This is a genomic window from Xenorhabdus koppenhoeferi, assembly GCF_900116635.1.
GTDB lineage: Bacteria > Pseudomonadota > Gammaproteobacteria > Enterobacterales > Enterobacteriaceae > Xenorhabdus > Xenorhabdus koppenhoeferi.
Window position 1 is genome coordinate 41,219 of sequence record NZ_FPBJ01000017.1, and the last position, 26,911, is coordinate 68,129.

Here is a 26,911-nt window from a genome sequence, read left to right on the forward strand (position 1 = left end):
TAAGTGGAAGAGAAAAAAGTGGAAGAGAAAGAATATGTTTCAGGAAAATATGACAGATAATATAAATAATCTATACCCATTTTATTACATCAGTGTTGTAATTTTTGTCTAGGAAACTGAGCTTGCAGGAATGGAAGCAATAACAGGCCTCTCATTACTGCACAGACAGAAATCAGTATATTTTTTCAGTATGATTTACCTGGTTTTCTTATTTTTTCGGATTTTTCTCTCTTCTGCGATAGCTACAAAAGCAAGCAAGCTGAGGCAGATAAATGCTGAAGCATCAAGAGCAACAAATGTTCCTTTCCAACCAGTCAAACCAAATATAGGAACCCCATCCGCAATCATACCCAAACCAAGTTTGGCAAAACTGTCACCGATTAAATAGGCAAAAGTCCCTTTAACTCCATCAGCAACACTGATCGCTTTTTTTGGAACAAAACCAACAGCAGCCACACCAATTAACAATTGTGGGCCAAATACCAAAAAACCAAGAATAAACAGGGTACCCAGATACATGAATTCACTGGTAGCATGTTGATAAAATTCGAGGCAGACAATAATCAGAGCCAACGAGACACAGGCAACCAAAGCACGGCGACCATTTGCCAAATCTGATAGATACCCCCACATCAACGTTCCTACTAATGCTCCAACTTCGAACATGGTAAAACCTGTGATAGCCGTTTCTTTTGATTGCCCCAATTCCTGATAAGCATACACTGTTGACCATTGGTCAATGCCAATGCGCACGATATAAAGGAAGATATTTGCAAGGCAAAGTAACCAAATCACTTTGTTCTTTAATATATATTCAACAAAGATCTCACGTTTGGTCATCTGTTTTTCTTCTGCGGCGTTATCTTCTTCACTCACAGGCTCATTAAATAACTCTTCAACCTTACCCATACCGTAACTTTCTGGTGAATCGCTACCATAACGCAATCCGATAAAGCCAATAATCAACGCAATAATAGAAGGAAAAATGAACATCCCTATCACATGACCATCAAAGAAATAATTGGCACCAAATAGTGCAACCCCTGCTGCACCAGCACCACCTACGTTATGTGACATATTCCACAGACCAAGATAGGTACCACGCTTATTACGGGGTGTCCATTTGGTAATGGTAGAATAGCTGGCAGGCCCGCCTATACTTTGGAAAAAACCACTCAATGCATAAAATGCCACCATCAGAAAAACACTCATGCTGGAATGCCCCATGCTCATACTGAAACCCAACATGGCAAGGCCAGATAAAATCAACATGAACGGCAGGAATTGTTTGGTATTTTTACCATCTGCATAATAAGCAACAACGGTTTTACCAATTCCGTAAGTGATAGAAAACCCTAATCCGATTAAGCCCAATTGCGTCATCGACAAACCATACGTCGAAATCATATCATTTTGAGCTATATTAAAGTTTTTCCGTACCAGATACATGGCCATATAGCCAATAAAAATCACTAGGTACGATTGCATAAATGGCTTAAACCACATTTTTCGGCGTACTTCCACTGGAAGATCCAGCGTCGGCTTACGAATTTGTTCTAGAATTTTAATCATATGGATATTCCTAAATAACCACGAGAAAAGAAGCCTTTTTGGTGCAGATGAAAATAAAAAGGCAAATCGCAAGACAGCGAAAGTATTCGTAGATATTGTTATTGTACAGTAGTTTAAAAAATTGAGATAAGATTGGCTTGAGCTATTCTCTTAGATGAACCAGAAATATTTCTTAGTTTTGTTCTGTTCGAACGCAAAGCGTGAAAGGAATCGCATTCTTTGTGGATAAAACAATATTGCCATATACTGACAAACTCAAATAAAAAACACGAAATTCACTTTTTATATTTGATAAGATGCGCTAAATGTAAATCATCACAAGATATTTTTACCATTTCAAAATTTGTAAAAGGTATATATTTCTTATATTGAGACTTTAACTGGTATTATAAAATAATGTCAGAACAATAAATAAAATGATTGAATATTACTATTCATAATAAAGCTAAAAACCCCGTTATTTTAACGAGGTTTATTAACTTACTGAAACCCAGGGATAATGTGGCTTTCGGTATAATTTTCCTATGACTTTATGCCTTCATATTTACCAACATACACACTCATTCCACAGGAATATAATTTTTTAAAGCCTTTTAAATGCCATTTGATGCCATCTTCATTACGCACATCGAGAAAAACAATACCATCTTTAACAAGATATTTAGTATATAAATTATTTTGATATTTTACAGGAGAGGAATAGCAGTTGTTCCAGGGAATATCTACGTTTGCCGATGCAGTCCCAATGCCTAAAATTAGTGTAATACCTGCTGCCAATGCCCCGCCCAGTAATAATTTCTTAAACATAAAAATCTTCCTTTAACAGTTTTATAACTTGTGATATAAATTTATTACTTATCAAGTCATCTTTGACAAGATGTGCTAACTGTAAAACATCACAAAATAATTTTACTATGTCAAAATTTGGAAATAATACGTATATTTAATTCTGGATTAAAAATTCAATATCTATTACCATAATTTATGACACTGCCATTGTTTATATAACCAAGTTTTTCGTGGTTTTTCATAATAATTTCAACGCAATTAATCGCAATCACTATTATTTCACAATAAATATTTTATATGAACACAGTAAATGGTTTTTTAAAGGCATTCAAATAACTTAACAAGGAAAAATAGAAATATTATTATTTATAATGAAAACCCCGTCATTTTAAACGGGGTTCATCTGCATCATAAACTTGCCATGATGATAATTTTCTCTGAAGAATTAGTATTTTCTTCCTTGATAATAAGCTTGATAGGCTTTATTTCCAGTATTATATTTACACTCTCCATTACCAATCTTTCCCTTAAAATACCATGTAATACCATACCTTGTGAAAGTATTTGCGAAATTATTTGTAGGGTTAACAACATACATTTCATAAAGGTTACCGGTAAGATGTTTTGGTACGTTTTCAACCTGACAATTATTTAGTGCCACTGCATTACTGCTCAACAAAACACCCGCGGCCAATGCTCCAACTGTCAATAATTTCTTGAACATAAATATTCTCCTGTCATAGTTTTAGAATTTAAAACTTAAATATATTACTTATAAAGTTATTTTTGATAACGCACGTAAATATAAATTATCATCTGCCGATGTTGCAATTTTAAAATTTAGAAAACGACCATACATTCATTCTGGATTAGAAAACTAATTTAGATTGTTATAATTTATAATAGGTAGTGACATTTATATTATTCACCTAGTGAAAATAATTTATTTATAATTACGACCTTATTGAATTAAATAATATACAGTCAAGTGCATTAATTATTACTTAACTGTTAATTTCTTATTGTTATCCGAATTCTGTTATTTTAATAAATATCAATGTATACCCAATGGATTTCAAGATGCAGCGCGACGACAAGGGAATGACCCCCCAAGAGCATAGCTAACTATGTGACTGGGGTGAGTGAGCGCAGCCAACAAAGAGGCAACTTGAAATCCATTGGGTATAGACATTAAGGTATAGGACACTATAAAACATAATGGCGCCTGTAAATTCTATTCAGCCAACATCATTGATATCACCTGTTATCAATATGCAGCAACTGACCCGGATTTATCAACATGGTGAAAAGAACCCAATACCGATTCTGAACGGTATCACAGCACAAATTTTTGCCGGTCAGAGTTGCGCGATTGTTGGCACATCAGGTTCGGGTAAAAGTACGTTACTGAATATTCTCGGTCTGCTGGATAAACCTACTTCCGGGGAATATTTTCTTTGCGGCGTTGATATGTCAACAGCCAATGCTGAACTTCGTGCCAGAATGCGCAATAAAGAAATTGGTTTTGTTTTTCAAAGTTTTCATTTATTGGCCGGAATGACAGCAACAGAAAACGTTGCTCTGCCACTTCTTTACCGCGGTGTTTCTGCCTCACTTGCCCATAAAATTGCCAGAGAAAAACTACATTTGGTGGGGCTTTCACACCGTGCCATGCATTTTCCGGCAGATTTATCCGGCGGTCAGCGGCAGCGGGTGGCACTTGCCAGGGCATTAGTCGGAGAACCTTCATTACTGCTGGCGGATGAACCCACCGGAAATCTTGATCAACAAACGGCAGAAGAAATTTTGTTGCTGCTTTCATCCCTTCACACAGACAATGCGATGACGCTGGTCGTAATAACCCATGATTCTATGGTTGCAAACCATATGCAGCGTGAATTAGTTATGGTTGACGGTCAGTTGCATGAAACCAGAGGTGTGGCAATTCATGTATGATAAGAGTCAGTTCGGCAGCTATGGCATGTCGGCATTAATGATGTGGAGAGAAGCCTGGCGTAATTTAATAGCAACAGGGAGAAGTACCCTGCTTGCTTTATCAGGTATTGCTATTGGCTGTGCGTCTGTTGTGGCTTTTGTGAATACCGGGCATAACGCTACTCTTGCTGCATTAAAGATGTTCAGCGGGCTTGATATCAATGTCATTACAACAAATTTTTATTCCTATCATAATGGGGTAGATGCTGAATCAATTAAAGTGGATGATCTGAAAACGGCTGTTCCCGGTTTGTCGTCAGCTGCCCCGTGGATCTATTACTCTTCTCCTGTGCGCTATAACGGGAAAACAAAAACATTTATCGTGATAGGTTCTTCCGCAGAACTTGAAAAAGTCATGCGATTGCAAATTCGTCATGGCCGATTTATTTCTGATTATGACCAACGCTCTCCTTATCTGGTTATTGGCAATGAAATAGCTGTTACCCTCGGTGAAGGGGATGCATCCCGAATACTTGGCAGACAGATTCAGCTTGGCACTTATTTATACACAGTGATTGGTATTTTCGACGTAAAAGGGCAAAACCCCATTTTTCCTTTTTCTCTGGATTCGGTAATTGTTGTTCCTATTGATACTATGCGTAAAATATCATCCAGTACTAATCTGAATGGCATTATTTCCCGCACAATAACAACCTCCACTACAGAAACCGATGCAAAGAACTTATTGGCATTCTTTAAGAATAAGTTCCCAACAGTTGAAATTGAAGTTCGGATTGCTCAGCAACTACTGCAAGGGCAGACAGAACAAAGCAAAACCTTTTCTTTTATGTTGATAGGATTAGCAGGCATTTCATTACTCACCGGCGGCATTGCCATTTCCAATGTCATGCTGATGAACATCTCAGCCCGCCGCAAAGAAATCGGATTACGTATGGCCTTAGGCGCAAGAATTCAGGATATACGACATCTGTTTTTGTATGAAACTGCAGCACTGACTTTTGCGGGCGCAATACTTGGGGCGCTGGTTGGTGTCATCGTTTCTTTCCTTTTTGTTCTGTATTCCGGCTGGTCATTTTCTCTGGCTCCCTTGTCTATTCCTTTAGGGATCGGGAGTTCAATTGTGGCGGGACTTATCTCCGGCGTTTATCCCGCACATAAAGCTTCACAAATGGAACCCGTACAGGCATTACGTGATGATTAAAAAATATTTCTTTTATAGTTCCCTGACTCTGTTCTTCTGTTTTCCCCAGACAGGAATTGCTGCGTCTGAACAGAAACAATCAGCTTTATCAGAACCTGATCATAGCCTGCATCGGGAAACCTCAAAAAAAGTAATAGGCCTGTCATTGAGTGACGCGATCTCGTTGGGTTTAAGAAACAACTATGCAATTCGCAGTGTTTATCTGGATCGCATCGCGCAGAAATTCGATTTGCGGGTGGCCGAAGACCGGTTTACACCCAAACTACAGCTAAGCGGACGTTACATTACGGGTAAAAATCAGGATGCAAATTTCAGGAAAACCAACCTTTCTCCTGATGCCACATTACTGACTCCGTTGGGAACACGTTTCACGCTTTCATGGACACGTGAAAACAATAAATCGGGGATAAACCATTTTCACAATGATGGTGCAAGTATTACGGTAATCCAGCCTCTTTTGCGGGGAGCTGGAACCGATGTTAATAATGCCCCGGCCTTATTGGCAAAACTCCGGGAACAGACCAACCGACTGAATCTAAAAGCAACGCTTTCTGATTCAATCACACAAATCATTCTGGCCTACCATGCGTTACTCCGTGCTCAGGAGCAACAGGCATTATCTGTCGCTTCCCTTAAACGTATGCAAAAATTAGTAGAGACAAATAAGGAACTGATTGATGCCGGCAGAATGGCCCAAACAGATATCATACAAACTCAGGCTGATCTCGCCATGCAAGAACTTTCAGCGAAAGAGGCTGAAAATAATGTGCATACCACAAAACTGGCATTACTTAAGTTACTCGCCCTGAATCTCAAAACGCCTATCCGTGCAGCCGATACGCCGGAAGGAACTCACGTCAGTCTGAATATTGAACAATCGATAAAAAAAGCGCAGGCTCAACAACCAGTTTATCTTATCCAGCTACTTTCCGCAAAAACCGCAGATATTCAACTATTACAGGCCAGAGATAACCGGCTCTGGGATTTATCACTGGTTGGAAGAACGTCCCATTATCGTTCATCCTCTTCTGACACCCGCAACTGGGAAAATTATGTGGGTATGCAGCTGGAGATCCCAATCGGGGATATGACACAGAAACAAGCGGAAGTTCAGGCCAGAGTTGATGTTCAGAAGCAGGCATTACATCTGGAAGAGGCCAGAATAAATCTGGAACAGAATGTCATTAATGCCATCCGTGATACCGAATCCCGCTGGCAGGAATATCAGTTAGCGATAAAAGCCAGTTCACTTTCTCAAAAGAAACTCGACATTGAACAGGAAAAATTACAGGCAGGACTATCCAGCAACTTTCAGGTACTGAGTTTTGAAACCGACCTAAGAAATGCCGAAAATGCCCGCTTGAATACACTTATCCAGTATCTCAATGCGCAGGCTGAGCTGGATCAAATTCTGGGCACAACGCTGGAAAGCTGGGAAATAACGATTAATGAATAAACATTTAATACTGACACGTTCAATGATTAAACGTTATCGATGGGTTATAGCTGGCATATTTGTTATGACAATTTGTTTTTTAGCCTTTTTTTCCGCAGGGCAAGTGTTCTCAGGAAAATCCTCAGATCAACCAGTGCAATGGATTGAAGTCAACCCCGGCCTTATAGAAAAACAACTGGGTTTAGTCGGCAAACTGCAATCCAGACGCCTTGAAACCATACCTGCGCCATTTGAGGGTATTATCAAGCAAGTTCTGGTTAAAGAAGGGCAGCGGGTGAATGCGGATCAGATATTAGTAATACTTGATACCCGAAAAATTGATATCGAACTTCGGCAGGCGCAGGCCGATATGATTAAGGCCTCATCAGTTGTTGACCAATTACATGACTGGGAAAACAGTCAGGAAGTTATCCGAGCCAGAAGGAACGTCGAAAATGCGAACCATATGGTGATGGAATTAAAAAATAATCTCGCCAAAACACAGGCGCTTTTTTCACGGGGCATTGTTCCACGAATGGAAGTAGAAACCCTTGAGCAGCAACTTCGTCGGCAGCTCACAGAGTCCGCATCAGCACAGGACGATCTAGTCTCTACCCGACAAAAAGGGAGTGTTAATAACGTACGGGTTGCAGAGATGGAACTTCAGAATGCGACAAGCCGTTACCAGGCACTACAGGAACAATACTCTCACAAAGAAATCAAAGCCCCATTTTCAGGTGTCGTACTCAGAGCAACGCAAGGAGAAAAAGGAAAGTCCTTAACGATTCAGACCGGTGTCCGGGTTACTGAAGGAACACCTTTACTGGAAATTATGGATACAACACAGTATCAGGTATTGGCACAAGTTGAAGAAGCTGATCTTGCCAAACTTAAGGAGGGGCAGTCAGTCAAAATCAGCGGGGAGGGATTTTCTGATCACCCTCTGGGTGGAGAAATTGAAACCATTGCTATGCAAAGCGCAAATAACGATAAACTCGGATCGGCGATTTATTATGATGTTGTGATTAAAGTGACTTCATCCATGAATCGAAATTATCCCATCAGGTCCGGTATGAGTGCCAAAGTCAATATTGTTATTTATCGTAATGAACAAGGGCTTGTTGTACCAGAAAAAACATTAACTCGTGATAGCGACGGGCAGTTATCAGTAATCTGGCGCCCAAATTTAAAACATCAGGCAGTGTACCGGCAGGTAACTGTCGGAGAGGCTATGCCGGAAGGTATGGAGATCCACGGACTGGAAGCAGGGTTTATTGCACTGACTCAATGAAAACAACCCCGAATGAAGGTGCTGACAAACCTCGTTCAAAATAACGGTATAGAGATGAAAAGACCCTTAAATCAGGGTCTTAATTAAAAAATCATGATGATTTGGTGAGGCTTGGGAAGGCTTTAGATTATTCCCACTCAATTGTTGCCGGCGGTTTACCGCTGATGTCATAAACTACCCGCGAAATACCATCGACTTCATTGATGATTCTGTTCGATACACGGCCCAAGAAATCATATGGCAGATGTGCCCAATGAGCAGTCATAAAGTCGATTGTTTCTACCGCACGCAGGGAAACAACCCAGTCGTATTTACGGCCATCGCCCATAACACCTACAGAACGGACTGGCAGGAATACCGTAAATGCCTGGCTGACTTTATTGTATAAATCCGCTTTATGCAGTTCTTCAATGAAGATAACGTCCGCACGGCGCAGCAGGTCACAATACTCTTTCTTCACTTCGCCCAATACGCGAACACCAAGACCCGGTCCCGGGAATGGATGACGATACAGCATGTCATATGGCAGACCCAGCTCCAGACCGATACGACGAACTTCGTCTTTGAACAGCTCTTTCAGCGGTTCAACCAGACCCAGTTTCATATCTTCCGGCAGTCCGCCCACATTGTGGTGAGATTTAATAACATGAGCATTACCGGTTGCAGATGCAGCAGATTCGATCACGTCTGGATAAATCGTGCCCTGTGCCAGCCAATTAACCTGAGTTTGTTTTGATGCTTCTTCATCAAATACATCAATAAAGACGTGGCCGATAGCTTTACGTTTAGCTTCTGGCTCATCAATGCCCGCCAGTGCGGACAGGAAGCGATCTTCCGCTTTAACATGGATGATATTCAGGTCAAATTTACCTTCAAACATCTCCATGACCTGATCTGCTTCATTCAGACGCAATAAACCGTTATCCACGAAGACACAGGTCAAGCGCTTACCAATCGCACGGTTCAGCAACAATGCAGTAACAGAGGAATCGACACCACCAGACAACGCCAGAATAACTTGGTCATCACCAATCTGCGCACGCAAACGCTCTACGATATCGTCAATAATAGAAGCAGGGGTCCACAGCGCTTCACATTGACAGATATCCAGCACGAAGCGTTTCAGAATATTTTGTCCCTGATGAGTGTGTGTTACTTCTGGGTGGAATTGCACACCATAAAAACGTTTTTCATCATTGGCTATGATGGCAAACGGGCAAGTATCAGTGCTGGCAACTGTTGTAAAATCAGCTGGAATAGCAGTCACTTTGTCACCATGACTCATCCATACATCCAGCAAAGGTTTACCGTCTTCGCTCAGGGCATCTTGAATATCGCGGAACAATTCGCAGTTATTTTTGATCTCAACCTGAGCATAACCGAATTCACGCTCATCAGAATTAGAAACCTGACCACCCAATTGCATGGACATAGTTTGCATGCCATAGCAAATTCCCAATACCGGTACACCTGCGTTGAAAACATATTCCGGTGCACGAGGACTATTGTTTTCAGTTGTGCTCTCAGGGCCACCAGAAAGGATAATACCGTTCGGATTAAATTCGCGGATTTGCTCTTCAGTGACATTCCATGTCCAAAGTTCACAATAAACACCAATTTCACGAATACGGCGGGCAATAAGCTGTGTATATTGCGAACCAAAGTCAAGGATCAGAATACGATGCTGATGAATATTAGTTGTCATTTGTGAATTCCCAAAACAAGTGGCAATTAAAAGATAAAAAAGTCAGTGGCCCGATTTGCGGGCCACTCTAAATAAATTACAGTCCCAGACGATAGTTTGGTGATTCTTTGGTAATCGTCACGTCATGAACGTGACTTTCCTGAATTCCAGCACCACTGATACGAACAAATTCTGCTTTAGTTCTCAGTTCATCAATGGTTGCACAACCCGTCAGTCCCATACAGGAACGTAATCCACCCATTTGTTGGTGAACGATGCTTTTCAGTAAGCCCTTGTAAGCAACCCGACCTTCGATACCTTCTGGAACCAGTTTGTCTGCTGCGTTATCGGTCTGGAAATAACGATCAGATGAGCCTTTGGACATCGCCCCCAGAGAACCCATGCCGCGATAAGATTTGAACGAACGGCCTTGGTACAGTTCAATTTCACCCGGAGATTCTTCTGTGCCCGCCAGCATTGAACCGACCATGACACACGCCGCACCCGCAGCAATCGCTTTGGCGATATCACCTGAGAAACGGATGCCACCATCCGCAATCACTGGAATACCCGTACCTTCTAATGCGTCAACCGCATCTGCGATCGCAGTGATTTGAGGAACACCTACACCCGTCACGATACGAGTCGTACAAATAGAGCCAGGGCCGATACCGACTTTAACTGCGTTCACACCAGCATCTACCAGCGCCTTGGCACCTGCACCAGTTGCTACATTACCACCAATGATTTGCAAATCAGGGTATTTAGCACGGGTTTCACGAATACGTTGCAAAACGCCTTCAGAATGGCCGTGGGAAGAGTCGATCAGCAGCACATCTACTCCCGCAGCAACCAATGCATCAACACGCTCTTCGTTACCAGTACCTGCTCCAACCGCAGCACCAACACGCAGACGACCTTGCTCATCTTTACATGCATTTGGCTTACGTTCTGCTTTTTGGAAATCTTTTACCGTAATCATGCCAAGCAGATGGAAATTATCATCAACAACCAGCGCTTTCTCAACACGTTGTTCGTGCATTTTTTGCAAAACCACTTCACGGGCTTCGCCTTCTTTTACCGTTACCAGACGCTCCTTCGGGGTCATTACCGCAGTGACCGGCTGATCCAGATCGGTCACGAAACGCACATCACGACCAGTAATAATACCGACCAGTTCATTCGCTTCGGTCACAACCGGATAACCAGCAAAACCATTTCGTTCAGTCAGTTCGTGGACTTCACGCAGAGTCGTTTGTAGCGTTACAGTAACAGGATCAGTAACAACACCACTTTCGTGCTTCTTCACGCGGCTGACTTCTTCAGCCTGACGCTCGATTGACATATTTTTATGAATGAAGCCAATGCCCCCTTCCTGTGCCAGTGCGATTGCTAGTGAAGATTCCGTTACAGTATCCATAGCAGCAGAAAGCATAGGAACGTTTAGGCGAATGACAGAAGTTAATTGAGTGGACAGATCTGCTGTGTTAGGCAGAACTGTAGAATGGGCAGGAACTAATAAAACATCGTCGAAAGTTAATGCTTCTTTTTTAATTCGTAACATGGGCAATATCTCACCAAGCAATGGGCAATAAGAGGGATAAAATATTGCCGCGGCATTATACAGGCCGAAATCGGTTGCCTCCAGCATTTTTTGAAAAAATTCTTGATTAGTCCTGAGAGGAGATTAATATCATTTAATTAAGCCCTTGCTTTAAAGTTTGATCTGGATCACATGTCGCTACCAACCAATACCGGAATTTTTTCTGTTAGCCGCCTGAATCAGACGGTTCGTCAGCTATTGGAGATGGAAATGGGCAGAATCTGGATTTCTGCCGAAATGTCCAATTTTTCTCAGCCATCATCAGGACACTGGTACTTCACATTAAAGGATGAACGCGCACAAATTCGTGCTGCCATGTTCCGAAGTCAAAACATAAGGGCAACTTTCCGCCCACAAAATGGTCAACAGGTGTTGGTTCGGGCACAAATTACCCTGTATGAACCCCGGGGTGATTATCAACTGATTGTGGAAAGTATCCAACCTGCCGGTGATGGGCTGCTACAACAACAATTTGAAGCATTGAAACAGAAACTCTCCGCAGAGGGATTATTTGAACAGTTCCATAAAAAAACTCTGCCCTCACCTGCAAAACGCCTTGGTGTGATTACTTCTGCCAGCGGCGCAGCATTGCACGATATTCTGAATATCTTGAAGCGCCGTGATCCTTCCCTGCCTATTATTATTTACCCTACCGCTGTTCAGGGTGCAGAAGCGCCATTGCAGATTATTCGGGCAATTGAACTGGCTAATGCTCGGCAAGAGTGTGATGTATTGATTGTCGGACGGGGTGGCGGATCACTGGAAGATTTATGGTGCTTTAATGATGAGCAAGTTGCACGGGCAATATTTCAAAGCCATATTCCTATCGCCAGTGCAGTCGGGCATGAAACAGATGTGACCATTGCGGATTTTGTCTCTGATCTACGTGCGCCGACACCTTCCGCCGCAGCAGAGTTAGTCAGCCGTAATCAAATAGAATTATTACGGCAAATTCAATCTCTGCAACAACGCCTTGAAATGGCGATGGATTACTTTTTTGCTCAAAAACAACGCGTGTTTAATGGATTGCAACATCGGCTACAACAACAACGCCCTGATTTGCGGTTGGCTCGTCAGCAGAATCATTTAGCTGAGTTACGCCAAAAGTTGATTGATAGTTTTTTATGTTGTCTGAAACAACATTCAATCTCATATGAAAAGTGGAATCAACGGCTGTTACACATTCATCCTGAACGGGAAATCCAATATTACAGTCAATCTATCCAACAACTTGATTTTCGTTTAAAACAAGCTATTGAGCGGCAATTAGGGCGTTATCGTGAAAAATTCGCTGTTTCTTGTTCACGGATGGAAGCAGTCAGCCCATTGGCAACGTTGAGCCGCGGTTACAGTATCAGTGAAGCATCTGATGGAAAGTTGTTGAAGCAGGTTAAGCAGGTGAAAGTTGGAGATAGGCTGAAAACACGGTTACAGGATGGTTGGGTTGAGAGTCAGGTGACACAGGTGACAAAAGTAAACAAGAAAAAAATATAAAAAAGAATCACAATGCGTTATAAAAATAGCGGTGAATATTCACCGCTCAGATTATTGACAAAGTGCTGGTTTTTTATCCGGCACTTTGCTTTAATCAAATTCCGTTTACCCGACGGAGCTTGCCGCCATGTTAAGAATGCCCCTTCCCCCGACGTTTCCTCCCGAAACACTCTCACTCGATGACCTCGTGCCCAAGAATCATCTGGTTCGTAAAGTGGATGCGGCGCTGGATTTTGAATTTATCCGTGACTTAGTCGCCCCGTTGTATTGCCACAATAATGGCCGCCCCGCAATAGACCCGGTGATGCTGATTAAAATGATGTTGCTGGGCTATTTATTTGGCGTGCCCAGTGAACGCCGGCTGGTTCAGGAAATTCAGGTCAATATGGCTTACCGCTGGTTTTTGCGACTGGGGCTGACCGACAAAGTCCCGGATGCGTCAACCCTCAGTCAGAACCGACGCCGCCGGTTCAACCATTCCGACGTGTTCCAACAGATTTTCGACCATATTGTCGAACAGGCTATCGATAAAGGTTTTGTCGGCGGCCGGGCGCTTTATACGGACAGCACGCATCTGAAAGCCAGTGCGAATCCCCATAAAGCCGAGAATATTCTGCGTCCCGTTCCGCCGGGTGCTTATCTGGACGAGTTGGAAAAAGCGGTGAATGAAGACCGGGCTCAGTCCGGAAAAAAAAGCCTGAAGCCAGCCCATAAGGAACGGCAAAGAAAGACTAAAGTCAGCACCACTGACCCGGAAAGCGGATTTATGCACCGGACGAACAAACCGAAAGGTTTTTTCTATCTCGATCACCGTACCGTGGACGGGAAAGCCAATATTATTCTGGACACTTATGCCACGGCGGGCAATGTTCACGACAGCCAGCCCTTGATAGGGCGTCTGAAGCGTCAGCTGGCGCGTTTTTCGCTTAATCCCATCGCTCTCGTTCTGGATGCAGGCTATTTTACAGCCCCGGTTTGCCACCTGACCCTGGCGCTGGGTCTGACCCCGGTCATCAGTTATCGACGCCCCAACAAAGGGCTAAATACCTTTCAAAAGAAACAGTTTATTTATGACCCACAACAAGATTGCTATGTCTGCCCGCAGGGCGAAAAGCGGATTTATACCACCACCGGCCGTCAGGGATACCGTTATTACCGGACGGCCGCGGGGATTTGCCAGAATTGCCCGCTGCGGGCGGCCTATACCCGGGCGAAAAAGGGAAAAACCATCACACGGCATATCTGGGAAACGGACAAAGAAAAGGCCAGAGAAATCCGTTTGAGTCCGTGGGGTAAAAAGGTGCACAAGCGGCGAAAAGAAACGATAGAGCGCAGTTTTGCGGATGCGAAACAGCATCACGGGCATCGTTATGCCCATTTTCGTGGGTTGCGGAAAGTTCAGATACAGTGCCTGTTGGCGGCAACAGCACAAAATATCAAGAAGATAGCTTTACTGGTGGCGGCACTTTATTGGTTTTATCTGTGGTTTACCCGTGAATGTATTGGGGCAGAAAGCCAATCCTGTGCAGGAAAAAGGCGTATCGGGGATCAATAAGGAAAAATCGGAAGATAATAATTGATAATGAATGCGACAAACCCCGTTACTTTCAACGAGGTTTGTCAGCGGTCTGTCTTCTCTCTGAGAAGTCCTTCTATTTTTTGATGCAATTTTTTGTCTACTGGACGCCCTTTGTATTTACCTTCCTGCCTGGCTTTCTTTACACCCTGAGCCTGACGGCGGCGTCTGTCCTCGTAGTCTTTCCGGGCAACGGCGGCCAGCATATCAAGCATCATGTCCGGCTTACAACCCCAAGAAGACGGGAAAGATGCTCTATTGATGAACTGTTTATGGCGCATGTGGATTATGTCTAATTATATTGATTTAGCCTGCATAGCATTAACGGCCGCTCTTTGTATTCTCTCATCATACAATTTCGCATTTCTAGATTGGGTTGCCTCAGAACGTCCTTGTTCTCGATCAAGAATGATTTTGCTCTGATTTGCGTTTGAACGTCGTGACTTTCCCTGATTTTGGCGCTTTTCAGCTTTTTCTCGTGTTTTCTGTTTGTCGCGTTGTACCCGTTGCAAATATTTTTTTGATAATTCAGACTCTCTCTGTATCCCTAAACGCAACTGTTCCCGACTTTCGAGCCAAGGTTGCCAACCTCCCTGACTATGTTCAATCCCGATGCTGTTTAGTTCGTAAATTGATGATACTTTTTCCAGTAAATAAGTATCATGAGTAACAAGCAGACTTCCTCCGTTAAATGCAGATAGCCACTGTGCCAACCAAATACGTCCGTTTCTATCCAAATGATTACTTGGTTCATCCAGAACAATAAAATCATATCCTTGCTTCTTAAGTGCCAATAATCGTAATCTAGTTTGCTCCCCACCACTGAGAGAAACGAAAGCACGATCCAGTACATCAGAAGATAATCCCCCCTCTTCCAAAAATACTTTTGTTTCTGACTCCCAATTCCATTGGCCTTCCATGAAATTGAAGTCGTCTGGTGTTCCTTTCCCTGTCAGGATTCGTTCATTAACCTGCCGGATAATATTTATCCCTAATACATCGGCACCCGTTCCCGGTAACTGAGCTTCCTTCTGGGAAAGATAACCTACATCACAAAAGCGATGTACATAACCTTCAGACGGCATCATTTTTCCGGCCAATATTGCAGCAAGACAAGATTTACCAATACCGTTGCGACCTACCAATGCTTGCTGGCCAGTCGTCAAAAACATATTGATTCCTGAAAATAATGGAACAGACTCTCCAGGAAACTGTAAGGTGAGATGTTTCGCCTCAATTAATACGGAGTCAGTATTCTGCATTAGGCTTCCTTGATGTATAAATAATCATTATTTTAGATTCGCTTGTGCCCGGGGATTAGGGACAGTGTAGCCGTTAGTTTTTCCGCCATGATTAACAGCACTCCCCTTAATCACTGCATAAATATGGTCACCGTCACGTATCGCAGCATCCAGAGGCTTAAGCAAAACTGCACCAACCCCCTCACCCGCAACATAACCATAGCCACCTTCTCCAAAACTGCGGCACCGACCATCACCAGACGCAAAACGCCCTTGTGCCAACATAAAATATTTATTAGGGTGAATTGAAACATTAACTCCACCAGCGATGGCAACCTGACAGCTACCATTGAGCAATGATTCACAAGCAACATGTAAGGCTGTCAGAGAAGAAGAACAGGCAGTATCAATAGCCATACTGGGGCCCTGAAAATCAAAAAAATAGGAAACCCGGTTCGCAATGGACCAATAACTGCTGTTAGCAAGTATTGGCATCCCTCTGAGACGTTCTTCAGCTTCATGAAGCTGATATTCTCCATACATGACACCCACAAAAACGCCAATATCTCTGTCTGTCTCTGTTCCGCGTATCAAATTTTTGGGGGAATAACCGGCATCTTCAATGGCATGCCATGTGGTTTCCAGAAATAATCTGGCCTGCGGATCGATAATACTGGCTTCACGTGGGGATATATTGAAAGCCTGAGCATCAAAATGGGTGACATTACGTAAAAATCCTCCCCAACGGGTAAAGGTTGTATCCAGACGCTGCCTGTCTTGATCAAAAAATCTCATTCTATCCCAACGTTCAGACGGGATTTCTTCAATACAATCTTTCCCGTCACACAGATTCTGCCAAAACTCATCTAACGAATCAGCTTGTGGAAAACGTCCGCTTAATCCAATAATCGCAATATCCTGTGAAGCAGAAAGAGGCTTTTTCTCTTCCGTTATTATTGTGTTACTTGTCTGATGTTCACCCAGTTGTTTATTTTCCTGCGCAGCAATATCTTTCTTACCTCCCGGAAGTGGGCCATACTCTTCAACAATCGCTGACGCCAATTCAGCAATGGTATTGTTTTCAAACAATAGAGTTTTTGAAATTTTGCCTAAAGCCTTTTCGAGATGATCACTGATTTGGATCACGATTAAAGAATCGATACCTAATGCGCCAAATTCGTCATTTTCAGTAAAAGTGCCCGGAATTCGCCGGGTTTCTTTGACAAATAACGCCATGAGGTAACGTTTCATCTCTTCTGTGGCACCAGATATGGGATCAGACTTATCTGTGAATAGCGAGGAGTCTGTCTCCTGTTGTTTTGCCGATTCAGGTTGCTGAGACCCCGTCTGTTCCAATGAAAAGGATTGCCTCAGTTTTTCTTCTTCTCCCTGCAATATCGCAACACTACTTTCCGTATTTTTTGCCAGTAAAGTGGACAATATTGCTATGCCGGTTTTGCTTTCCAAGGGTTTCATACCGAGCTGTGACAATATGATTTGTTCTTCCTCAGCCACAAGCATTCCTCCATCACGCCACCAAGGCCAGGATACTGAAAGGCTCTTTCCCGGTGCACCTTCTGCCGTTCGCTGCTCGCAGAAGCCATTTAAAAATCCGTTTGCGAACGCATAATCACTTTGGCCTGCATTACCAAATGTTGCAGAGATAGAAGAAAAACAACAGAATAATTCCATATTTGCCTTTCGTGTTACCCGATCTAATACATAAGCACCGAGCACTTTGCTCCGAATCAGGTCATACGCGCCATCCAGTGGTTTGCGAACTAAATAACTATCCTGCAATGCGCCGGCCAGATGAAAAACACCTTTCAATCGTGATAAATATGGCAGCAATTCTATTGCCACTGCGACTTCATCGGTAATATTGACCGACAAATACCGCCAATGAGAATGATGTTCTTTAGCAAATGATGTCATCTCGTTAATAGTATCAATGGCATCCGCCGGTGATTGTCTACCCAGTACAATCACTTCGGTATCAGGCTGACATAACAACTGACGCGCAAGGATCCGCCCCAGCCCTCCCAATCCCCCCGTGATGACATAGCATCCTGATACAGAGAGACTTAACTCAGGCAGCAACGGTAATGGTTGTGTAACCAGACTGTTACGCCACCAACCGTTATGACTGTCTATATATAATAACGATTCCTGACTACCACTAGCTGCTAACCAAGCATCTGTCGTGTGAATAGAGGCATCGCACACACACGTTGTAATATGCAAAGATCGTTTTTCTTTGCTCTCTCTCCTACCCGATGCTGCATCAGTAAGATATCGTTTATTGCTAAAGTATAATTTTGGCTTATCTGTGTTTCATCCTGTACTGCAACGAGGTCTGGCAAATCAGGTAAAATAGTCTGTGAATCGCTCTGTACCGGCAAAGGCCATTCCACCGGAGCAAAAGGATATCCTGGTAACGTAATATGCTGCCCCCCTATTCCGGGCATGTGATCCCAGTCAATATCAAAGCCTGAACACCACACCTTAGCGAGTTCATCCCAACACTGTTGTTGCCAATAACTTTGTTGTTGTGCCACTGTCAGCTTCATGGACGGATTTGGCGTAAAACCGGCGGAATGCCAAACATTTTTCAGGACGTTATGCTGGAGATAATGGCTCATATTTATACACAGCTCTTTTAATCCTGAAGCCATGAAAATGATACGGTGTTCAAAAGCCGCCCGCCCATGCTGGAGAGAGTAAGCAATATCTACACAACGTAAATCCGAACGGCGTACAAATGCCAGGAATTGCTGAAGAAGTTGTGTGAGTTGTTGTTCATTTCTGGCACTAAAAGGAAATAAAAGTTGAGTCACAGAAGCATTTGATGGCAGTTGCCGTTTGGGTGGTTCTTCCAAAATGACATGAGCATTAGTACCACCTATCCCGAATGAACTAATGCCCATACGACGAATGTCTTTTTCATTCAATTGCCACGGCTGGCCTGACTCCGATATGGCAAAAGGTGTTACTGACAAATCGATATTCTGATTAACAGTGCCAACATTGATCTGCGGTGGAATCGTTTTATACTTCAGCATCAGTGCACCTTTGAGCAACCCCGCCATTCCGGCAGCTGTATTACAGTGACCAATATTCGCTTTCACGGCTCCCAGATAAACCTTCTGATTCTTAGTATGGGAAAACACACTGTTCAGACCTGCTATCTCTATGGGATCTCCCATTTTAGTACCCGTACCATGGGTTTCAACATAACCGATATCCTCTGCTGTAAGCCCTGCAACAGCTAATGCGTCTTCGATAACATTGCGCTGCCCGACTGCGGAGGGTGCATAATAATCGTTCTTGTGAGAGCCATCATTATTGACCGCAGAGCCACAGATAACTGCATAAATCATATCGTTATCTTGTATAGCATCATCAAGACGTTTCAATACAACCCACCCCATGCCATGCCCAAAAACTGTACCATCAGCATCATCAGAAAATGGTCGGCACACGCCTCCCTGACTGAGAATTAAGTCGCGGCTAAAGATATATCCGGCAGCAGGAAAATGTAAGGAAGCCGCACCAACTAAAGCCATATCGCTTTCTTCATTAATCAAACTTTCACATGCCAGATGGGTTGCTACCAGCGAACTGGAGCACGCGGTCTGAACCGACAGGCTGGGGCCTGTGAATCCTAGTTTGTAACTGATACGTGTTGCAGCAAAGTCTTTGTCATTGCCCGTAAAACGGAAAAATCCGGGGGCATCGAGATCGGCCAGAGTGACAGGTGTGTACAATGTGTTTTGCCCGACCGATACGTATACACTCACCGGGTAGTCACATCGTTCAGGGACATACCCCGCATCTTCCATTGCATGCCAGGCACCTTCAAGCAGCAGGCGTTGTTGTGGATCAAGCAGTTCAGCATGCAGTGGACTAAAACCGAAAAACTCATTATCAAATTGGGTCGCACCTTCGATGATTGAGCCGACCGGGACAAACTGAGGATTTTCTATCCTCTGTCTGGTATGGCCCATTGCTGACATTTCCTCAGCTGAATAACGGCGAACAACACTACGTCCATCTTTGATCATTGCCCAAAAATCTTCACCATTACGAGCAGCACCATAACGGCAGGACAAACCAATAATCGCTATTTTGTTATTCAACATTGGAAACTCCCATTTTATTATTTTGTGCTATGCGCTGTTTGTGAGCTTTACGTAAATCACGTCGACTGAATGTGGCTGTTTCACGGGTGGAAGGTGTGTCGGTAAGACCGACAGAAAGTTGATTATTTGCTGGTGGATTTGCTGGTGGTTGCGTGAGCAGTTCTACCTGTCTGTCAAACAGCGGGTGGGTAAATAAGTCAACTACACGGATTGAAGCATGAGGGAAATGCTGTTTAATCTCAGCATACAACCGATTAACTAACCACGAGTTTCCACCATTTTCAAAAAAACCAACCTTGGGGTTGAATTTCGTTACAGAAAGAACACGACACCATAATTGATGCAATGTTCGTTGAACCACAGTTTGTTGAATCACAAGGGTATCGACAACAGAAGAGGTATCCTCTGAAACTTCGTTTGAAAATAGTGAAGCCATTTGCTGAGTCAACCAAATGTTCACCTGTGTTCTGTCTATCTTCTGGTTTGGTGTCAATGGCAACGAACCGATAACATGCCAAAAATCAGGAACCATCCAATCCGGCAATCTCTGTCGGGCCATATGCTGAAGATAGCTGGTTTCAATAGGTATATCCGCAACATATACCGCATGCAGTGCCGCCTCTGATCCTGAACCATAAAGTAAAACCACCACCTGTTTCACACCGGAAATATCAGTGAGTATGACTTCTATTTCCCTTGGTTCTATCCGATGGCCCCGCAATTTAATCTGCTCATCGTTGCGCCCGACATATAGATAAATCAATATAATTAGGCATAGTTCACGTGCGTTATAAACAATTCCTCAATTGAACATCTTTCACGTCTTCTTATCGCTTTGACTTCAGCCCATTTGGGTTCGATAGGATTCAAGTCTGGGCTGTAAGGGGGTAACCATTCTAACAGGCATCCGTGGTTTACGATGGCTTGTATCGTGTCTTGTCGTTTATGGAATGGGGCATTATCCATGACAATCACGACACCGTCTGGAAGCATTGGCAGCAAATCTTGTGTCATCCAGGCATGAAAAACATCCGCGTTAATGTTTCCAGCAAATAAGCTTAAGGTGACAAAGGTTCTTTTCAAAATGGCGCCGAGGGCATTAAGGCGACCTTTGGCCTGCCAGTCATGTGTGCCGAAACAGCGCCGCCCTTTTGCTGAATAACCGTGTGTGCGGGGCATCGACTGGGCAAAACCGCTTTCATCCAGATAAACAATCTGTTTACCCGCTTGTTCATAGTGACGGATACGCTCGACAAATGCCTGACGGCGCTCACCGTCAGCGTTGGGATGTTTTAGCGTTTTTTTTGACGGTGATATTCAGCCGTTTCAAGGCGTAATGGATAGCGGACTGTGTAACCCCCAGACGTTTTGCCCTTTCCCATTGATAGTCATCAGGATAATTTTGGACATCGATAAGGCGCGTTTCATCACTGATTTTAGTCGGTGGTTTATTACGCGTTACACAAGGTTCTATGTTGTCGCTCCACCGAAACAGGGTGCGGATAGCGATTTCAAAGTGGGCACTCGTTTGTTCGAATGTCAACGAATGCTTGTCTTTGTATGCCAGTACTCGCTTTCGAAAATCCAGACTGTATCCCATCTCGCTTTATCCCCTGTCATTTGAATTGAGATATTATGCCATATTAATATGATTCTTCTATAAATACTTTATTGGAAGGTTATGGCGATCAATTTGTAATTAATCTTTCTTGAGCACTTATTGCTTATTACTTATTACTTATTACTTATTTTGATATTGAGTAAATTATCGAAAAAGGCATTATGTTTAGTATCGGTTCCGATAATAAGTAACTTGAAAATAACATGAGGAGTAATTTGATATGGTTACCAAAACGTTACAAGAAATTACCGATTATTGGGGTAATATGAAAGCAAAACAACTTCACACTTCATTACACTTCACTGCAAGTACCGATTATTCCAACAACTGGCATTTGGATAGATATCAAAAATATCAAGTTAGTGCAGAGGCAATTGAAAATTCTCTTTATTATGGAGAAAATATAAAAACAGCGGATGACGCGGGCACAACTCAAAACATTTCACATACTAATACAACCGATCTTGAACAAACACTCGGGTTTGATGTGGTCTACGAAAAACAAAAAATTTTTAAATGGTCAATAACAGAGGGCTTGAAAATAGGAGTATCCATAAAAACAGGACTTAAAGTCCCACTTATTGGAGGGGAAGTCAGTCTAAGCGCCGAAGTAAATCTTTCATCGACACAAGGTAAAGATATTACAACAAAAGAAACAGTAACATCAAAGTTACCCGTCAAAGTCCCACCGAACTCAAAAGTGATAATGCGTGTGAAAAGTTTATATAACCACTACGAAACAGAATGGCGAATGCAGGCTTTGCTTCGAGGATATGTTGCAGTGCGATTTAACGATTTTATCGATTGGGGTGCTCCTGAAAAGCATGCTTTGTGGTTCATTCCAATTGAGACAGTTCTCCGTGAGGTAAAAGCTCATAATATGATTGATACATACGGGTATGATGTAGTAGAGGATGGTATCCACGCAATTGCCCGCGGTCGCTGTACCTCGGTATTAGGCCTTGAGGCTGATATAGAGCTTAGACAGGGTAAAATTGGCGATGACTGGGATAGTATGAAACCTAAAAATTATTTTTACTCAGAAGAAGGTATTGACATTAATTCACTGGGCAGAATTAATGTGATTCCAGGTATAGAGTTGCAATCTCACACATCTCACACATCTCACACATCTCACACATAAACTATTTAGTTGATCGTCACGTGTCTTTGCGATGACGGATTGGAAAATTGTGATACAAATCACATTTGGGGTACCGTTTCCCTATCGGTACCCCCATTTATAAAGCAATTACAAACATCGAGACTAGAGAAAAAGGTTACGAACTCCTTATCCATTGTAATCATTTTATCTATGTTACTTCCTTGTCTGGTCAGTGCTGGTGAAATAAGCACAGTTTTAGCCAAGGAAAATGAAACACTCTGCACGCTTTTTCAGTAATCTAATGAGGGCGTTCAGTATTCTGTGTCACGATAATTTAGCCATTATAACGTTATCACATTATCCAGACGCCCTTCAAAATAAATACACAGCTGAGACAGCGTCAGGTTCCAGCTTTGGATTGGCATCGTCCATTTTTCCTGGGCATTGAGAAGCCCCAGATAAAGCAGTTTGAGCAAGCTGTTTTCATTCGGGAACGCGCCTTTTGTTTTCGTCAGCTTTCTGAACTGGCGGTGTACCGACTCGATAGCGTTCGTCGTGTAAATAACCTTGCGAATAGCTGACGGGTAGCGGAAGTACGCCGACAGATTAACCCATTTACGACGCCAGCTCTGGATGACAACCGGATAGTGTTGGCCCCATTTCATATCCAACTCGTCCAGTGCGCTTTCTGCCGCCTCCTTTGAGACCGCCCGATAGACTGGCTTCAGGTCAGCCATGAAGGCCTTATGGTGCTTTGAGGCCACATACTTGAGCGAGTTGCGGATTTGGTGAATGATGCACAACTGAACCTCGGTTTGTGGGTAAATGCTGTTGATCGCTTCCGGGAAGCCCGTCAGGCCATCAACACAGGCGATGAGGATATCTTTCAGCCCACGATTTTGCAGGTCAGTCAGCACGGATAACCAGAAGTTAGCGCCTTCAATTTCAGAGAGATACAGACCGAGAACCTCTTTTTTACCTTCAAGATTGAGCGCCAATACGGTATAGACCGCTTTACTCACATAGCGCCCATCCTCACGGATTTTGTAGTGGATGGCATCCAGCCAGACGAAGGGGTAAATGGCGTCCAATGGTCGCTGTTGCCACTGTTTAAGCTCAGGGATAACCTTGTCAGTCACTGCGCTAATCGTGGCGCTGGAGACGCTGAAAGCGTACAGGTCTTCGATTTCCCGGCTGATATCGTTGTAGCTCATTCCGAGGGAAAACAACCGGATAATCTTTTGCTCAATTTCGTTTGAGAGCGTGGTCTGGTGCTTCTTCACCAACTGGGGTTCAAAAGTGCCGTTACGATCCCGGGGGTAGCCAGTTCAAAATGGTCGGTTGGCGCTTTGATCGTCTTTTTGGTGGAACCGTTCCGCCGGTTGACCTCAATATCCTGAGCCAGATGGGCGTCAAGTTCAGCGGCTAAAGCGGCTTCCGTCAGCTGTTTAATGAGTGGGATCAGGATGCCATCTTTACCTGTCAGAGCCTGACCTTCCTGAAGTGCTTTTAACGCTTTATTAAAATCGAAGGGTTGAGTCATTTGTCATTCCTTTTTGGTTCATGTGACTGGAATGACACAGAATTTCCAACACTCCCCTGTCAGTTGACAGTCAAAACAAATTTGTATCCGCACAATAATTATCAAACATTATTACAGCAATCCCTTACTTTGAAATATACGTTGATAAATTTCATGTACTACTTGTTCTTTTCTCTTATTATAGTCCATTACCTGTTTAACATTATTTTTAGCAGTTACCTTCGCAGCTATATATTGTTCACAATCTTCAGGATGTTCTCTAAGCCAATCACGAAACCAAATATGTCGGATGTGTTCAGGGCAATCAAGGCCAAAAACATGAAGATTCACTCTAGGTTTTGCCAAGCGAAGGCATCGATGTTGATAAAAATTCGGTTCACGCACCGTTAAATCATAACCAAGCCGCTCCAATGCTGGTACATATTTTTCTTCTTGAGTTGGATCTTCCACAATGAGATCAATATCAATAACAGGTTTAGCAACCATTCCAGGAACTGCCGTTGACCCAACGTGCTCAATATTCAAAACAACGTTGCCAAGTGTTTCTTTGATAACTGAAGCAAGTTTTTGCCATGTAGCCAACCATTCAGGGTTGTATGCTACAACGTCAATCACCTCTTCAGCAGGTTTACCATGTACCCAAGGATTTTCATTAGGATCAGGCTCAGGAAAGAAGATAATATCTTTAGTATTTACCATTAACTTACTCCTTATTTCTTTGATTAAGAATGAAAAGGGACATCTATAGATAAATCAATATAATTAGGCATAGTTCACGTGCGTTATAAACAATTCCTCAATTGAACATCTTTCACGTCTTCTTATCGCTTTGACTTCAGCCCATTTGGGTTCGATAGGATTCAAGTCTGGGCTGTAAGGGGGTAACCATTCTAACAGGCATCCGTGGTTTACGATGGCTTGTATCGTGTCTTGTCGTTTATGGAATGGGGCATTATCCATGACAATCACGACACCGTCTGGAAGCATTGGCAGCAAATCTTGTGTCATCCAGGCATGAAAAACATCCGCGTTAATGTTTCCAGCAAATAAGCTTAAGGTGACAAAGGTTCTTTTCAAAATGGCGCCGAGGGCATTAAGGCGACCTTTGGCCTGCCAGTCATGTGTGCCGAAACAGCGCCGCCCTTTTGCTGAATAACCGTGTGTGCGGGGCATCGACTGGGCAAAACCGCTTTCATCCAGATAAACAATCTGTTTACCCGCTTGTTCATAGTGACGGATACGCTCGACAAATGCCTGACGGCGCTCACCGTCAGCGTCGGGATGTTTTAGCGTTTTTTTTGACGGTGATATTCAGCCGTTTCAAGGCGTAATGGATAGCGGACTGTGTAACCCCCAGACGTTTTGCCCTTTCCCATTGATAGTCATCAGGATAATTTTGGACATCGATAAGGCGCGTTTCATCACTGATTTTAGTCGGTGGTTTATTACGCCTTACACAGGGTTCTATGTTGTCGCTCCACCGAAACAGGGTGCGGATAGCGACTTCAAAGTGGGCACTCGTTTGTTCGAACGTCAACGAATGCTTGTCTTTATATGCCAGTACTCGCTTTCGAAAATCCAAACTGTATCCCATCTCGCTTTATCCCCTGTCATTTGAATTGAGATATTATGCCATATTAATATGATTCTGCTATATAAGCACCGGGTTTTTCCATTGCTTCAATATGCGGAGAATTTTTATTATCCTGAGCCCCTGAAACTTTCAGTCTGTTAAATCTCATGACTTTTTCTTTTTTATTGTCATCTGTGTTTTCAGCATAAGCGATTCCCTGAAGCCCAATCAGCATTACGCTGGCTCCAGCTATTTTTGCTACAATTTTCATTAACCTTACCCTAAATAAGAGAATATTTATTGTTGCTCACATTGCTTCGTAAATTTACGCAATAGAACTCTATGGAACTGATAAATAATTACCAGTACCATAGGTTATAAATATATTTTTTTAATCTTTTAATTCTGGAAAATATGTTTTAGCGCTATCTAACATCAATAAGAAACTATAATCAAAAGCGATATCATTAATACGGTTAAAACGTCCGGGTTTTCCACCATGCCCGGTATCCATATTCGTCTCCAATAATAAAAGACTATTACCCTGTTTCATTTCCCTTAATTTCGCTATCCATTTTGCAGGCTCCCAATATTGCACCTGAGAATCATGCAAACCTGTTGTAACCAGCAAGTGTGGATAACACTGATGTTTAATATTGTCATAAGGGCTATAAGATTTAATACGCAGGTAATCTTCTTTATTATTCGGATTACCCCACTCTTCATATTCCCCCGTAGTCAGAGGAATGGATGAATCAAGCATGGTTGTCAGTGTATCCACAAAAGGCACTTTCGCAATAACACCACGATATAATTCTGGTGCCTGATTAATGACTGCCCCCATTAATAAACCGCCCGCACTGCCGCCTTCTGCATAAACGCGCTTGCTATCACCATAGCCGTCAGCAATCAGCGTCTTGGTCGCATCAATAAAATCATGAAAACTGTTCATCTTGTTTTCGATTTTACCTTGCAGATACCAATTCTTGCGTGACTTCTCACCGCCCTATCGGGCGATGCTTCTTATTTCGTTAGCCGTTGCTCGATAGTATCGAGACTGACGCAGCTTCCATAAGCAGAGACGC

At 43.0% G+C, this 26,911-nt stretch carries 22 protein-coding genes and 3 pseudogenes; 7 read left to right on the plus strand and 18 right to left on the minus strand.

Going from position 1 to position 26,911, the window contains the following annotated elements; all coding sequences use genetic code 11:
- Window positions 1-195: 195 nt before the first annotated feature.
- The 3 genes from uhpT to BM329_RS07430 all read right to left on the minus strand — a co-directional run bounded on the left by uhpT (window position 196) and on the right by BM329_RS07430 (window position 3,085).
- Window positions 196-1,572: a hexose-6-phosphate:phosphate antiporter gene (gene uhpT / locus BM329_RS07420; RefSeq protein WP_092551065.1), complete on the minus strand. Its 1,377-nt coding sequence runs from the start codon at window positions 1,570-1,572 to the stop codon at window positions 196-198.
- A 522-nt stretch (window positions 1,573-2,094) separates the two neighbouring features.
- Window positions 2,095-2,379 (minus strand): hypothetical protein, encoded by a 285-nt coding sequence (locus BM329_RS07425; RefSeq protein ID WP_092551068.1) that lies wholly within the window; start codon window positions 2,377-2,379, stop codon window positions 2,095-2,097.
- 427 nt (window positions 2,380-2,806) lie between these two features.
- Complete coding sequence (locus BM329_RS07430) at window positions 2,807-3,085, minus strand: LCI fold-containing protein (protein ID WP_092551071.1); 279 nt, start codon at window positions 3,083-3,085, stop codon at window positions 2,807-2,809.
- 494 nt (window positions 3,086-3,579) lie between these two features.
- On the opposite strand from BM329_RS07430, the gene BM329_RS07435 reads away from it, so the two are divergent.
- The 4 genes from BM329_RS07435 to BM329_RS07450 are packed head-to-tail and all read left to right on the plus strand — an operon-like array spanning window position 3,580 to window position 8,244.
- The gene (locus BM329_RS07435) at window positions 3,580-4,317 is read left to right on the plus strand and encodes an ABC transporter ATP-binding protein (protein ID WP_092551074.1); all 738 of its coding nucleotides are present in this window, start codon (window positions 3,580-3,582) and stop codon (window positions 4,315-4,317) included.
- Entirely contained in the window at window positions 4,310-5,518 is a 1,209-nt protein-coding gene (locus BM329_RS07440) for an ABC transporter permease (RefSeq protein WP_092551077.1), read from the plus strand. The genes BM329_RS07435 and BM329_RS07440 overlap by 8 nt, the downstream gene beginning before the upstream one ends.
- The gene (locus BM329_RS07445) at window positions 5,511-6,974 is read left to right on the plus strand and encodes a TolC family protein (RefSeq protein WP_092551080.1); all 1,464 of its coding nucleotides are present in this window, start codon (window positions 5,511-5,513) and stop codon (window positions 6,972-6,974) included. The genes BM329_RS07440 and BM329_RS07445 overlap by 8 nt, the downstream gene beginning before the upstream one ends.
- The gene (locus BM329_RS07450) at window positions 6,967-8,244 is read left to right on the plus strand and encodes an efflux RND transporter periplasmic adaptor subunit (RefSeq protein WP_092551083.1); all 1,278 of its coding nucleotides are present in this window, start codon (window positions 6,967-6,969) and stop codon (window positions 8,242-8,244) included. Before BM329_RS07445 ends, BM329_RS07450 begins: the two co-directional genes overlap by 8 nt.
- 127 nt (window positions 8,245-8,371) lie before the next feature.
- On the opposite strand, the gene guaA is transcribed toward BM329_RS07450, so the two are convergent.
- The gene (gene guaA / locus BM329_RS07455; protein WP_092551086.1) at window positions 8,372-9,949 is read right to left on the minus strand and encodes a glutamine-hydrolyzing GMP synthase; all 1,578 of its coding nucleotides are present in this window, start codon (window positions 9,947-9,949) and stop codon (window positions 8,372-8,374) included.
- A 76-nt stretch (window positions 9,950-10,025) separates the two neighbouring features.
- Window positions 10,026-11,492: an IMP dehydrogenase gene (gene guaB, locus BM329_RS07460; protein WP_092551122.1), complete on the minus strand. Its 1,467-nt coding sequence runs from the start codon at window positions 11,490-11,492 to the stop codon at window positions 10,026-10,028.
- Between the two features lie 171 nt (window positions 11,493-11,663).
- Here guaB and xseA point away from each other — a divergent pair, with 171 nt between their 5' ends.
- On the plus strand, window positions 11,664-13,025 hold the full coding sequence (gene xseA / locus BM329_RS07465) for an exodeoxyribonuclease VII large subunit (protein ID WP_092551089.1): 1,362 nt from the start codon (window positions 11,664-11,666) through the stop codon (window positions 13,023-13,025).
- 127 nt (window positions 13,026-13,152) lie between these two features.
- Window positions 13,153-14,580: an IS1182 family transposase gene (locus BM329_RS07470; RefSeq protein ID WP_245759031.1), complete on the plus strand. Its 1,428-nt coding sequence runs from the start codon at window positions 13,153-13,155 to the stop codon at window positions 14,578-14,580.
- 83 nt (window positions 14,581-14,663) lie between these two features.
- On the opposite strand, the pseudogene BM329_RS07475 reads toward BM329_RS07470, so the two are convergent.
- The 7 genes and pseudogenes from BM329_RS07475 to BM329_RS07505 form a co-directional block, all read right to left on the minus strand.
- Window positions 14,664-14,819 (minus strand): annotated as a pseudogene (locus tag BM329_RS07475) (recombinase family protein); the annotation flags it as partial.
- Window positions 14,820-14,897: 78 nt separating this feature from the next.
- Window positions 14,898-15,863 (minus strand): ATP-binding cassette domain-containing protein, encoded by a 966-nt coding sequence (locus BM329_RS07480; RefSeq protein WP_245759032.1) that lies wholly within the window; start codon window positions 15,861-15,863, stop codon window positions 14,898-14,900.
- Between the two features lie 27 nt (window positions 15,864-15,890).
- Window positions 15,891-18,086, minus strand: coding sequence for a beta-ketoacyl synthase N-terminal-like domain-containing protein (locus BM329_RS07485; RefSeq protein ID WP_092551092.1), 2,196 nt, complete (start codon window positions 18,084-18,086; stop codon window positions 15,891-15,893).
- On the minus strand, window positions 18,029-19,984 hold the full coding sequence (locus BM329_RS07490) for a type I polyketide synthase (protein WP_092551095.1): 1,956 nt from the start codon (window positions 19,982-19,984) through the stop codon (window positions 18,029-18,031). Before BM329_RS07490 ends, BM329_RS07485 begins: the two co-directional genes overlap by 58 nt.
- Window positions 19,974-20,747: a phosphopantetheine-binding protein gene (locus tag BM329_RS07495; RefSeq protein WP_092551098.1), complete on the minus strand. Its 774-nt coding sequence runs from the start codon at window positions 20,745-20,747 to the stop codon at window positions 19,974-19,976. Before BM329_RS07495 ends, BM329_RS07490 begins: the two co-directional genes overlap by 11 nt.
- Window positions 20,748-20,752: 5 nt before the next feature.
- Entirely contained in the window at window positions 20,753-21,301 is a 549-nt protein-coding gene (locus BM329_RS07500) for an IS630 family transposase (RefSeq protein ID WP_245759033.1), read from the minus strand.
- Entirely contained in the window at window positions 21,261-21,584 is a 324-nt protein-coding gene (locus BM329_RS07505; protein ID WP_092551104.1) for an IS630 transposase-related protein, read from the minus strand. Before BM329_RS07505 ends, BM329_RS07500 begins: the two co-directional genes overlap by 41 nt.
- Window positions 21,585-21,825: 241 nt before the next feature.
- Here BM329_RS07505 and BM329_RS07510 point away from each other — a divergent pair, with 241 nt between their 5' ends.
- A complete protein-coding gene (locus BM329_RS07510; RefSeq protein WP_092551107.1) occupies window positions 21,826-22,749 on the plus strand; it encodes an ETX/MTX2 family pore-forming toxin in 924 nt (307 codons plus the stop codon).
- Between the two features lie 302 nt (window positions 22,750-23,051).
- Here BM329_RS07510 and BM329_RS07515 read toward each other — a convergent pair.
- From BM329_RS07515 to BM329_RS07540, 6 genes and pseudogenes are all read right to left on the minus strand, one after another.
- A pseudogene (locus BM329_RS07515) lies at window positions 23,052-24,253 on the minus strand (IS256 family transposase).
- Between the two features lie 111 nt (window positions 24,254-24,364).
- Window positions 24,365-24,952: a GrpB family protein gene (locus BM329_RS07520; protein ID WP_092551110.1), complete on the minus strand. Its 588-nt coding sequence runs from the start codon at window positions 24,950-24,952 to the stop codon at window positions 24,365-24,367.
- Window positions 24,953-25,015: 63 nt separating this feature from the next.
- Window positions 25,016-25,564: an IS630 family transposase gene (locus BM329_RS07525; RefSeq protein ID WP_245759034.1), complete on the minus strand. Its 549-nt coding sequence runs from the start codon at window positions 25,562-25,564 to the stop codon at window positions 25,016-25,018.
- Window positions 25,524-25,847, minus strand: a complete 324-nt coding sequence (locus BM329_RS07530) for an IS630 transposase-related protein (protein ID WP_092551113.1) — start codon at window positions 25,845-25,847, stop codon at window positions 25,524-25,526. Before BM329_RS07530 ends, BM329_RS07525 begins: the two co-directional genes overlap by 41 nt.
- A gap of 43 nt (window positions 25,848-25,890) precedes the next feature.
- Window positions 25,891-26,097: a hypothetical protein gene (locus BM329_RS07535; RefSeq protein ID WP_092551116.1), complete on the minus strand. Its 207-nt coding sequence runs from the start codon at window positions 26,095-26,097 to the stop codon at window positions 25,891-25,893.
- A 120-nt stretch (window positions 26,098-26,217) separates the two neighbouring features.
- A pseudogene (locus BM329_RS07540) lies at window positions 26,218-26,832 on the minus strand (prolyl oligopeptidase family serine peptidase); the annotation flags it as partial.
- Window positions 26,833-26,911 lie beyond the last annotated feature (79 nt).